This window comes from Spiroplasma culicicola AES-1, from assembly GCF_000565175.1.
GTDB classification, from domain to species: Bacteria; Bacillota_I; Bacilli_A; order Mycoplasmatales; family Mycoplasmataceae; genus Spiroplasma_A; species Spiroplasma_A culicicola.
The window spans coordinates 210,790-223,555 of record NZ_CP006681.1 but is presented as its reverse complement, the minus strand read 5'-3'; the positions used below and the strand labels follow the sequence as shown (position 1 = coordinate 223,555).

Annotated in this window: 10 protein-coding genes; 1 reads left to right on the top strand and 9 read right to left on the bottom strand. The window is 26.3% G+C overall.

Annotated features, from left to right (window positions below):
- Positions 1-6 precede the first annotated feature (6 nt).
- The 4 genes from SCULI_RS01020 to SCULI_RS01005 all read right to left on the bottom strand — a co-directional run bounded on the left by SCULI_RS01020 (position 7) and on the right by SCULI_RS01005 (position 5,833).
- Positions 7-1,422, bottom strand: coding sequence for an amino acid permease (locus SCULI_RS01020; protein WP_025362774.1), 1,416 nt, complete (start codon positions 1,420-1,422; stop codon positions 7-9).
- 1 nt (position 1,423) lies between these two features.
- Positions 1,424-2,407, bottom strand: coding sequence for an alpha/beta hydrolase (locus tag SCULI_RS01015; RefSeq protein WP_025362773.1), 984 nt, complete (start codon positions 2,405-2,407; stop codon positions 1,424-1,426).
- Between the two features lie 112 nt (positions 2,408-2,519).
- Entirely contained in the window at positions 2,520-4,190 is a 1,671-nt protein-coding gene (argS, locus tag SCULI_RS01010) for an arginine--tRNA ligase (protein WP_038647994.1), read from the bottom strand.
- Between the two features lie 77 nt (positions 4,191-4,267).
- Complete coding sequence (locus SCULI_RS01005) at positions 4,268-5,833, bottom strand: formate--tetrahydrofolate ligase (RefSeq protein WP_038647991.1); 1,566 nt, start codon at positions 5,831-5,833, stop codon at positions 4,268-4,270.
- An 87-nt stretch (positions 5,834-5,920) separates the two neighbouring features.
- Here SCULI_RS01005 and SCULI_RS01000 point away from each other — a divergent pair, with 87 nt between their 5' ends.
- Positions 5,921-6,772: a bifunctional 5,10-methylenetetrahydrofolate dehydrogenase/5,10-methenyltetrahydrofolate cyclohydrolase gene (locus SCULI_RS01000; protein WP_025362770.1), complete on the top strand. Its 852-nt coding sequence runs from the start codon at positions 5,921-5,923 to the stop codon at positions 6,770-6,772.
- Here the strand turns inward: SCULI_RS01000 and SCULI_RS00995 are convergent.
- The 5 genes from SCULI_RS00995 to SCULI_RS00975 all read right to left on the bottom strand — a co-directional run bounded on the left by SCULI_RS00995 (position 6,767) and on the right by SCULI_RS00975 (position 12,761).
- Entirely contained in the window at positions 6,767-8,635 is a 1,869-nt protein-coding gene (locus tag SCULI_RS00995) for an MFS transporter (protein ID WP_025362769.1), read from the bottom strand. The two genes, SCULI_RS01000 and SCULI_RS00995, sit on opposite strands and share 6 nt — an antisense overlap.
- Before the next feature lie 217 nt (positions 8,636-8,852).
- Complete coding sequence (locus tag SCULI_RS00990; protein WP_025362768.1) at positions 8,853-9,323, bottom strand: hypothetical protein; 471 nt, start codon at positions 9,321-9,323, stop codon at positions 8,853-8,855.
- Between the two features lie 164 nt (positions 9,324-9,487).
- Complete coding sequence (locus tag SCULI_RS00985) at positions 9,488-10,135, bottom strand: nitroreductase family protein (RefSeq protein WP_025362767.1); 648 nt, start codon at positions 10,133-10,135, stop codon at positions 9,488-9,490.
- A 225-nt stretch (positions 10,136-10,360) separates the two neighbouring features.
- On the bottom strand, positions 10,361-10,927 hold the full coding sequence (locus tag SCULI_RS00980; protein ID WP_158499955.1) for a 4Fe-4S single cluster domain-containing protein: 567 nt from the start codon (positions 10,925-10,927) through the stop codon (positions 10,361-10,363).
- A 22-nt stretch (positions 10,928-10,949) separates the two neighbouring features.
- Positions 10,950-12,761 carry an AAA family ATPase gene (locus SCULI_RS00975; RefSeq protein WP_025362765.1) on the bottom strand — a complete coding sequence of 604 codons (1,812 nt, stop codon included), beginning with the start codon at positions 12,759-12,761 and terminating at the stop codon, positions 10,950-10,952.
- Positions 12,762-12,766 lie beyond the last annotated feature (5 nt).

Sequence of the window (12,766 nt, the reverse complement as noted above, 5' to 3'; positions counted from 1 at the left end):
AGTAGATTATTCTACTATTTTTTTATTTTGAATTTTTTTATTTTGAATTCTTTTCTTTTCAAGTTTTGTTTTTACAAAACCTCCAATAATAAATCCAAAGATAATTGTAAATGTTACAAGCGGTTTTCAAATTTCAACAATTCCATAAGCTTGAATTTGCAAGTATGCTCCATACATTGCCCCCATTAGAGTCAATAGACAAGTTGCATATGCAGTCACAACTAAGCATCAAAATACTCAGTCTTTATAAACTTTTTTATAGTCTTTATCTTTTAAACGCAATTTAATAATTGCAGATACCATTAACATTTTTAAAAAGCTAACTGCTAATGAAAAATATTGAAGCATATCAATTATTTGGTGAAATAATACATAAAATGAAGCAAATGCCATTAATAAAAGCATTGCTAAATAAGGTTGTTGAGTAGATTTAGTGGTTTTTGTAAATACACTAAAACAATCTCCACTTTCAGCCATTTTATATATTAATCTTGATTGATAAACTAAAAATGTATTGATTGATGCAATAAATAATACAATTGCAAAAATATTGAACATCATTTTTACTCAGTCAGGGACTTTTGACATCATGCTCATAGCAGATCCCCCTGCCATTTCATCTTGAGTCGTTGTTAGTGTTAATAAAGCAAATGCATAGATTACATAAACTACAATTACTATAATTGTTCCAATAATAATTGCTTTAGGTAAATTTTTTTCAGGATTTTTAATTTCTTCAACAATATAAGTTGGTGCTTCAACTCCTGAATATGCAAATGTTGTCATTGCAATTGCAGGAATCATTACAATTGAAGAAAGATATACTTGTCCAAGATTTTCATTAATTGAAGAATCTCCCAATACTCCATCTTTAATAGAACCTAAAACTATTGCTGTAATTAAAACTACCAAAATTGGTAATGTTGAAAAAAATGTTGCAACAAATTGTGAAACTGTCGTTGCATTTTTTACAAACATTAGCATTGCACCAATTGCAAATAATAATCCTAATGCAATTGATTTTTGAATTATCATAATAACTGTTGCACTAACTTGGTCACCAAAACCAATAAATCCAACAATTAAATTTGATACTGAAGCACAACTACTTGCAACAGCTGTTGCAGAAACTAATGTATTTAAAATTCATCCAAATGAAAATCCAATAGATTTTCATTGTGCTCTTCTAATTCATGCATATGAAGTTCCACTTTCATTAAATGAAATTGAAGGTTCAACCATTAAAAAAGTTTCAGGAAGAATTATAATTCCCCCAATTACTCAAGCTAGAATCATCAAGATAGGATTCATTTGAGCCATATTAAATACTAAATTAAACGATACTAAAAGGCTAACTCCAAGAGTTGCTGACAACATCATCATCAATGTTGATCAAAAGCCAAACTTTTTATTTAAAGACATATTAAATGTTCTCACTTTCATTACTAAATAAAAGAGTATTTTTGATATATTCATTTGTATGATCGACAATACTATTGACGTGTTCTGAACCTGGTGTTAATCACAATTTTGAATAAATTTCTTGTTCGCCTTTAATTTTTTGTCTATACATTCTTTCGCTCATTGAATAAGGAATAAAAGTATCGTTTAAACCATGAATAAAATAGTGTGCCATTTTTGATTTTTTTATATCTTTGACAACATCATATCTGGTTTGTTTAGTTTTTGTTTGACGATTAAATTTAAGTCCAAAAAATAATGTACAAGTTCATCATTTTTGCTTCACAATATTTTGACTTACATAATGGCGATATTGATAAATAATATTATCAAAACCACAATCTGCAATTATCCATTTTATTTGATTTTTATATAATCCTTTTTGACCATATAAAACAGAGGTTGAAGCTCCCATACTATTGCCAATTAATCCAATACTCTTAACTTCATATTGATCAAACAAATGTTCAATCAATGTATCGATTATTTTTATAGTAGATAAACCTATGTCTGTTTTTTGACCATAAGTTTTTCCATGTGCAAATGAGTCAAAGGTCAAAACATTATAGCCATTTAATCAGTAATGTTCTACTAACCTTAAAGCTAAATATTTATTTTCCGTTCATCCATGAAGACCAATTACCCACTTATTTGATGTTTTGTTCACCAATTTTAAACAACTTATTTGACGATTTTGTTTGTCGTAAATAACTTGTTCTGTTAAGTCTGTTATTGTGATTTTTGAAGGTTTCATATTCTTGTTTTTTATGTCATTGTAAAATGTATCAATACTATTAAACTCAACACCATCAACAAGACCTTCTCTTGGATAACTATAACAAAATGATGAAAAGGTTTTAAAAGCCTTTTTAGATCTAAAATATATTCACGGAAATAATAATATTATTAGAAATAGGATTGCTATATTATATTTATACTTTTTCATATAACCTCACTTTTAAAATCACAATTTAATTTTAATTGAGTGGAATTGAAATTAATTTTCTCTAAATTTTAGAAAATAAATTTCAAAATAAAAAACTGCCAATGACAGTTTTTTACATGTTATTTACAACATCAATTCCTAATAATTCAAGTGCATTTGATAAAACAATATAAATTGCTTCTACAAAAGCAATTCTTTGTTTTGATAACTCTAAATTATCTTCATCAATGATTTTAACTTCTGCATAGTATGAATGGAATTTTTTAGCCAAATTATATGTAAAATCACAAATAATATTTGGCAATCTATGTTCTGCAGCGGCTTTAATTGTTAAGTCAAATGAATCTAAAATAACAGCTAAGTTTAATTCTTTTTCATTTACAAGTAAATCTGAAGCAATGGTTGAATCAATTTTAATATTATTATCTTTTGCTTTTTTCAAAACATTATTACATCTAGCAGTTGCATAGTTAATGTAATAAATTGGATTAGTACTGTTTTTTTGTAAAGCAACATCAATATCAAAGTCCATATGACTTGAAGGTGCTTTTGATAATAAAAAGTATCTTAATGAATCTTTTCCAACCATTTCAAGTAAATCAATTAATCAAACAGCTGTTCCTCTTCTTTTAGACATTTTCATTTCAGCGCCATCTTTAATTAGACGTACCATTTGAATCATATCAATATCTAATAAACCTTCTTCATGTCCTAAAAGTGCAAGACCTGCATTAATTCTTTTAATGTAACCATGGTGATCGCCACCTCAAAAATTTACATATTTATTGGCTTTACTTCTATTAAATCTAACGTTATGACAAGCAATATCTGGAGTAATGTAAGTATAATCTCCATTTGCTTTTACTAAAACTCTATCTTTATCATCACCAAATTCTGTTGTTTTTAATCATAAAGCATCTTCAAGTTCATAAACTTTATCATGAGATTTATAAAGCTCTAACATTTTTTCAATGTCATGATTTGCATAAACTGAAGCTTCTGAAGTAAATAATTGGATATCTACACCAAAGTCCTTTAATTGTTGTTTGATTTCTTTCATAAATAATGAAATTGATTTTTGTTTAAAGATTTCGTGAACTTGTGGATCTGAAATTTTATTATCAATAATTTCTAAATTCATATATTTATCACCAAATTCATCAACTAAATTTTTGGCAACTTCTGCATACATATCTCCCCCATACATTTCAGTTGGAGTTTCTAATTGATAATCATTTTGCAATCCTTTATAATGATAAAACAAAGTTGAAGCAGCGACATTAATTTGATTCCCTGCATCATTTGTATAATATTCAGTTTCAACTTCATATCCAGCAGCTCTCAAAATTCTTGCAGTTGAATCTCCAATAGCACCATTTCTTGCATGACCAACATGTAAATAACCAGTTGGATTTGCAGACACTAATTCTAAATTATATTTAAAATTATTTTTGGGTCACATTCCATATTGAGCTTTTTTAGTCAATATTTCACTTATAATTGATTTAATATTTTCATTACTAATGTTCATATTAATAAAACCAGGTTTTGCAACACTAATTTGTGAAAAAATATCACTGTATTTTGTCAATTCTTCTTTTAATTCATTGGCAAAATCCATAGGAACTTTATTATTTTTTTTGGCATTAATTAATCCAAAGTTCGTTGAAAAATTCCCATTTTTTTCATCTCTTGGTTTTTCAATAATTATTTCACCTTGTAAGTTTTTGTCGGCTTTAATTTGTTCAAATACTTCTTTAATTTTTAAATTTAAATAACTCATGTATGTTCACCTAAAATCTATAGTTCTTATTTATTTAAACATAATTTAGCCAGATATAAATATATGAATTTAAAAAACTACTTTAAACCAGTAATTTTTCCTTCAATAAAATCAATATCATTTGCATTTGAATATTTTGCCAATCCAGGCATACTCATAACATTATTTGTAAATACTAGAATAAATCTAGCACCACTATTTATTCTGACCTCTTCTATGTTCATTATATAATTTTCTAAGTTCTTTTCATTTCCATCTAAGGCACTGTGAGATTTAACCATACATAATGGTAAATCTTTATATTGTGATTTTGAAATTTGTTCAATTTGTATTTGAGCTTCTTTAGAATAATTAACTTGATCTAAATAATAAAAGTTTTTAGTTATTTTTGTAATTTTATCTTTAATTGAATCATTTACTTCAATTAAAGGTTTAAACTCAAAACTATTTTGACAAACCTCAACAACTTTTTGAGCCAATTTTTGAGCACCACTTGCTCCTTTAATATAAGCTTCATTCATTTCTCATTGATAGCCATTTTGTGTCAATCATTGTTGCAATTGTTGCAATTGTTTTTCACTATCTCCATCAATATAATTAATAGCAACAACCATATTTAATTGATATTGGCTAACATGCTTCAAATGTTTTTCTAAATGATCAAAGTTTAAGTCAAAATCATTGTGTAAATTTAAGGCTCTTAAAGTAACAACCATGACTACACAATCGGGAATTAAATCATTTTGTTGATTTATAACATTTATATATTTTTCAAATCCCAAATCACTACCAAAACCAGATTCAACAATTGTATAGTCTCCTAAACGAAGCGCTAATTGTGTTGAAATAATTGAATTTGTTCCTGTTGCAATATTGGCAAATGGACCACAATGTACTAATGTTGGGGAATTATATTTTGTAAGCACAAAATTTGGTTTAATTGCTTCAACCAATAATGCCATAACAGCTCCAGTAATATTTAATGATTTTAAATATATTTCTTTGCCTTGTTTATCATATGCAATTAAACTATTTTCTAATCTTAATCTTAAATCTTCTTCATCTTTAGCAAGACTTAAAATAGTCATCATATTACTTGCAGCAGTAATTGTAAATTCTTCTTTACGTGAAATATCTTTTGTAATTTTTATTTCAATTTGTCTTAAACTGCGATCATTTAAATCCATACAACGTTTTCAAACAATTTTATTTGGATCAATATTTAATTCATTTTTTCAATAAATAACATTATCAATTGAAGCTGCAATTAAATTATTGGCTGTACTAATTGCATGAATGTCGCCTGTAAAATGTAAATTAATTTTATCAACAGGAGTGACTTCGCTTTCTCCCCCTCCAGTTGCTGTTCCTTTTCGACCAAATACTGGTCCTAAACTTGGTTCACGTAAAGCTAAAATTGCTTTTTTACCAATATAGTTTAGCCCATCAGCTAATCCAATTGCAGTAGTAGTTTTTCCTTCTCCTGCTGGTGTTGGATTAATTGAAGTCATTAAAATTAATTTTCCACTACGAGTTTTGTTCATATAATTTTTATAATTAATTTTGGCAATATTTTTACCATAAAACTCATAATCTTCTTTTTTGATATTTAATTTTTCTAATTGTTCTATTATTTTTTCCATTATAATCACCTTTAAGAGATACTTTCTATTAATAAATATCTTAAATCGTTTTATAATTATAAACTATAAGGAGGACTATTTACAATCATGAATCTAAATAAACTAATTGATGGCAAAGAATTGTCTAATAATTTACTTACAAATCTCAAACATAGTATAGAACAAATTCAACAAAAAAGGCTTCCAAAAATTGTTATTATTCAAGTTGGTGATAATCAAGCAAGTAATAAATATATTAAGCATAAATTAAAGTCATGTGAAAAGATTGGAATGTTAAATGAACATTTAAAATTGGATGACAGAATTAGTCAATCAGATTTATTAAAAGTTATTGATGAATTGAATAAGAACCAATTGGTTGATGGAATAATTGTACAATTGCCTTTACCAAATCATATTGATACACAAATTGTCAATGAAACAATTGCACAAAATAAAGATGCTGATGGCTTTAGTCCTAAAACTTTAGGAAATGTTATGTTAAATAATTCTACAATTTTTCCAGCAACTCCTTTGGGAATTGTTAAATTATTAGAATGAAAAAACATTAATTTAATTGGAGCTAACGTTGTAATAATTGGGCGTAGCAATATTGTAGGAAAACCCCTTGCAAATATGTTAATAAATAAATCAGCAACTGTTACAATTTGCAATACTAAAACTAAAAATTTAGCTCAAATTGCAAGTAATGCCGATATTCTTGTATCTGCAGCTGGATTTGCTAATCTAATTACAAAAGATTTTGTAAATCCAAATAGTGTTGTAATTGATGTTGGTGCAAATTTTGTTGAGGGCAAATATTGTGGAGATGTTAACTTTCAAGAAGTTGAACCAGTTGTCAAACTAATTACTCCAGTTCCTGGAGGAGTTGGACCAATGACTATTGCTTGTTTACTAGAAAATGTATGAAACTTATATAAAAAAAATATTGAACTATAATTGTTCAATATTTTTTTTATCATCATTTTGTGAATATTTTAACTGTTTTTTCATTATTACTAATGCATTAATCATAAATAAAATTATTATAATTGCAAAACATATTGATCAAAATACTATCATACTAGTAATGTTTAAAGTAATAAATAGCATTGTAACTGCAAATAAGAGACTAATAATTGTTGAAAACAAGGCATGTCCCCCAACATGATCTAAAATCATAGCAGCTCCATATTCATTTTCTTTTACTGTATGTCTAATATATTCTCCCCTGGTTTTGTCAATTAAAGTTGCTCCAAAACTGACAACAAAACTTGTTGCAAGAATTGAAATAATATAATGGATTTGTGAAATTGAAGTTGAGAAATTAAGTGCTATAAAAAAACTTAAAACAAATAATACTGCAACAGCAACCAATGCTGTTCCAATGTAAACTAACTTTACATTATTTGCTTCTGTAATTTTAAATAGTCTTGCTAAGAATTGTGCAAAATATTTAATTATAAATGCACAAGCAATATATAAACCAATATTACTGATATCTAAACTCAATTTTCAATTTTCAATATCTATAAACATTAAAAATACTAATGTAAATTCAAAAAATTTAGCAATTCCAAAGAAGTAATTTGTACAAATTATATTTGCAAAAAACAACTTGTTTTTCTTTAAGGTTTTAAATCCTTCACGATTAATATCTAAAACATTGGGCTTATCTAAAATATTTTTATTAAAAACTAGCATTAATGTAGTAACTAATCCAATTGATATAAATAAAATCGCTGGAATGTATTTTTGTTCTAAGTAGAAATCTGCTAAAAAAACAGCTGCTAATAATGGAATTGAACTTAATGACATTATCATTTTAAAGTTCAATTTAATATCATTTCTTCTTAAATAACTGCGAATCATTTCCATATTCATAGGCATAATTGCTGCAATAAATATTGAAAACATGACTAAACCAATAATCATCATTACTTTAATATGTAGATTATCTGAATTAATTGCATAAGGAATAAATGTAAAACATGCAGCTAATGTTAAGCCAATTCAGTTATTTGTAATTGCTTTTTTGTTTCCAATCTTCTTTTTTAGTCTTATTCAAACTGGAGCAAAAAAAGTAATTCCAATTGGTACAACTAAAACTAATAAACTATATCTTGGATCTCCAAATGTTATTGCCAACATATAAGGAGTAAAAGCAAGATATGCACACATAAACATTATTGAAAACATCAAGACTGCTAATTGTGTATTAAAATGTCTTTTCTCATTAGAAAAAGTCATTTGACTATCCTCCTCTTGAAACTTATTTGTTATTTTAGTATTAAAATAACTTGCATTCATATTACATATTCCTTTAAAAATATCATCAATTTTTGATGCTAATAATATTGGAAAAATAAAATATGCAATAAATTGAACGTGCATCTCCAAAGAATAAACTATGTACATTGCAATAGCAGTTTGATTATCTGCATATACTGATCAAAATACATAAATTAATAAATATTTGAAAATACTAAATATAATAATTGATAAATATTGAAAGATTCTAAAATTATAAAATAAAATTCGTGAACCTATTGTTATTAGTCAAATAAAAACATTTGATAAAAATGTTGCTCCAAAATAAATAACATCACCATTAAAAAATAATGACAATATTGTTGAAGCTATCATAATATTGAAAGATATTTTCTTTTTAAAGTAGATTGTAGTAATCATTATTAAATAAATTGAAATATCAAATCCAATAGTATTTTTTAAAAATAAATTTACTGTTATTATTAACGCACAAAATAATGACGAAACAGTAATGTCAGCAATTTTTTGATGCTGATAATTAGTTTCAACCATTTTGACCTCCTTAATTTAAGTTTTTAAATTAAGGCTATGGGAGAAAAAGTTATTGCGACTCTTCATTAAATACTTCATCTCTTTCCCCCCTTCTTTCACTTTTTTAATTATATCTCAAATTGGAAGTTTTCACCTTAAAACGTATGAATTAATGGAATTTATATTTAAAAATCGCACTTTTAAGTGCGACTATAGTAATTCAATAAAGAAATTAAATTTATGCAATAATTCCCTTTTTCTTTAATATTTTTTGAAGTTTAGCATTTTCTTTTTCTAATTTGATCAATCTCTTCTCTTGATCTGCCAATTTTAGACTTTGTTCTTTATTAATTGCACTTTGTTCTTCATATAATCTTTCACAATTTCTTGTTAACCTTGGCATTTTTTCACCTTCATCTATTAACTTATTATAGGAAGAAACATATCCATTAAATTCTTGAATTTTGCTTGCTTTCATTGCCATTATAACACTTTTTGTCACAATTCGTTTATTGTGTACTGTATCATAAGTGACATGATATTTTTGCTCCATGAAATTAATAAATAATTGTGCATCATCGTTAATATTAAATCATTCTTTTTGCAACCACTCTAAAACACTTTTATCTGCAACACCTTCGAAAATAACCTTGACCCTTTTATAATAAAGTCTATTTTCTACAATATTTTTTTCGATTTTTTTGTCCATATTTTCACTTCCTATCTATCAAAAACAAAAAAATAGAAAGTAACTTCAATTAATTACTCTCTATTATCTTTATCGTCAAAAAAATATTGTTTTGTACATAATTTTGAAACTTTTTAAAATAAAAACAACTGTGAAATTACAGTTGTCTTAAAATTTATAAATTATTATTTAACGATTTTGTATGATTCTGATGCTGGTTTTCTTGTTTTACTAAAGAAATGGTGGAATTCTTGATTTTCATCAACTTTTCCAACAAATGATCCAACAACAACTTTTTCTTTTTTAGAATCCATTAATCCATGTTTTTCAAGAACTGCAGCAACAGCTTTAGGATCAAATCCTTCTGAAGGACATAAATCAATTCCCATTTCTTCTGCTGTATTTAATACAGTACCAAGTGAAATATATGCTTGTCTTGATGATCATTCATTTGAATTCATTTCGTGTTGTGTTCAAACATTTTTTAATCCAGCAACCATAAATTCTCTAATGTTTTCAAATCCATCAGGAATATTTCTTTTGTTTTGAGATTCAATTAATTCATTTTCAATTAATTCTAATGATGGTGTAATTCAAATTAACATCCCACTTGAAGTTGTAACTCCAGGTTGATCTCATCATGGTGCCAATAATTCTTCTCTAATTTCTTTATTTGAGATAAATAATGCTCTAAATGGTTCCATACCAAATGATGATGGTGCTAATCTAATTGATTCTAATAATTCGTTAATTTGTTCGTCTGTTAATGTAAAATCACTAACAAATCTTTTAGCAGATCTTCTGCTGTTTAATAATTCTAAACTTTTTGTCATAAAAATAACCTCCATAATTTGCTAATTAGAAGAGATTTTGAATATATATGTACTTTCAACTAATGTTGATAAAATAGTTTAAAAATTCTTATTATTTGATATTTTTAAACTTAAATAATTTTTTTAACAAAATTATACGGGCATTTCAACCCAATCTTCTATGTATTTGTTTGATGTAATAATTCGTTTATTACAAGATTAATTATAACTAAAAAAAGGTGAAAATTATTTTACTTTAAAAATAAATTCACCTTTTTCATTATCAAAAACAACTCCATCGCCATTCATAGACATTCGTTCATTATAAAGTTGAATTTCAACTTCAGAATGAGGTTGTTCGAAATAATCACAATCTTTATAGCGATTAGTTAGTTTCCAAACTCTTTGATTTTTACTTCCAATTAATCTTCTCTTTATGTCTAATTGTCTCATTATAAATGGACCATCAATTAAAATATCAATCTTTGAAAGCACATCTCCATATTCTTCTAGTAATTTTTCATATAAATAACCAGTAAAACATATAACTGTTAAATTTTCTTTTACACAAAAGTCAACAATTTCTTTTAAAGCTTCTGGTTGTAAAAAAGGTTCTCCCCCTAATAAAGTTAATCCTTCAATATTAAACAATTCTTTTGCTTCTAATATTTTTTCAAAAATTAAGTTTGTTGGAATAAAGAATTTTGGCTCTAAAGCAAGTAATTCTTGATTAGAACATCCATTACATCCAATGGTACATCCTTGAAACCAAATTACAAATCTAGTTCCAGGACCTTCAATTTCACTATTCATTAAAAATTTACCAATATTTATATTAGACATTTAATTTAAATATTAATTTATCTTCTTGAACAGAAGTCTGTATTTTTGATCCAGGTTTAAGGGCTTGTAAATTTTCAAAGATAAATTCTGAAAGTGGATCGACTAAGTTAGTTTCAAGAGAATTTAAAACATCTCTTCCACCACGTCTTTCATCTGCATCTTTTAAAACTACATTTAATATTTCATCACTGCTTAAATCAATATGCAATTCAGCCTTATATTTTTCATAAATAGCTATTTGAATTGGTTTTACTTTTTGTTTTACAATTCCAGCTTTTAATGATTTATCTTTAATAAAGTTAAATGGTACAATATTATTTCCAAATCTTCCCAATAATTCTGGACGATTTAGTTCATGAGTAAAGTGATGTTGAACTTTTTGAATAAATTCTTTGTAAACATCATCTTTATGTTGATTTGGTGAAACTTCAGCTGCACCAATATTTGATGTAAAAATAATAAATGATTCACTAAAACTTACAGTTTGACCAGTATTGTCTGTCAATCTTCCATCTTCTAAAATTTGTAAAAACTTATCAAAGATTTTTGGACTAGCTTTTTCAATTTCATCAAATAAAATAACTGAAAATGGTTTTTCTTTAACAGCATTTGTCAATTGTCCCCCACCTTCAAAACCAACATAACCAGGAGGCGCTCCTATTAATTTTTGATCTGCATTATCTTGTCCATATTCTGACATATCAAAACGAATTAGATTTGCTTCATCATTGAATAAAAATGACGTAATTGCTTTTGCAAGTTCAGTCTTTCCTGTTCCAGTTGGACCAACAAAAAATAATGTTCCTTTTGGTTTTGTTCTTTTTGAAGAATAAGTTATTCCTGTTAATCCAGTATATGCTTTATAGATTACTTTTGACACTTTTTCAATTGCATCATCTTGACCAATAACTCTTCTTTTTAATTCTTCTTTAATATTGATCATTTTTTCATAATTTAAATCTTCTCACGGAGAAGATTTTTCTCCATAATTGTAAATATTAAACATCTTATTAAAGGCAATTGGTTGATTAAAATTACATGAAAATCTTACAAAATGAGATAATTCTTTAATAGTTCAGCCTTCAGTTGCATCAACTATATTTTCAAACTCAGTTGCAATATCTGTTACTTGAATTCTTGATTTTACTGTTGCTAAAAATTCATGTCTTTCATCTCGACTTGGCTTTGGCAAAGTAAAAATTAAAATTTCAGGATTATCTAAGTATAAACTTGGAGGTAATTGATTAATTTTTTTAGTTAAAAAGACAACACAATTTGTTAAATTATCAATTTTTGAAATTACAAATTTTGATTCCTTCAATGATTTTGAAAATTCTGTTAAAACACTACGATCATCTATATCTAAAGATTGATCACTAAAAACAAAATCAGTATAATCTGCTAAAAATCCAATTTTGCGATCATCTTCACGATTTAAATTTTTATTTAAAACACTAAAAAATTCAATTGGTTTTTTAATTGATGTTTGTTCTTCTCCACTACTTGAGCCTGCATTATTGCCAAATAATTCTTCAAAATCATCTGCTGCACTTTGGCCTTCATTTTTTTGCTCAGCACTTGTAAGAATTAAATTACTTATTTTTTGTCCTCTAATTCCAGTATTGCGATCATATATAAAGCGATCACTATATTTTTTTTGCTCAAAGATATTCATTAAATATTCATGAATATTAATATACTTACCTTCAAATTCATATATGTCATCAACATTTCCTTCGATTATAATGGCTTTTTTAATACCGATCAAATTCTTAAGTTGATTCATTTCTCTTTTTACACTCATTTTTA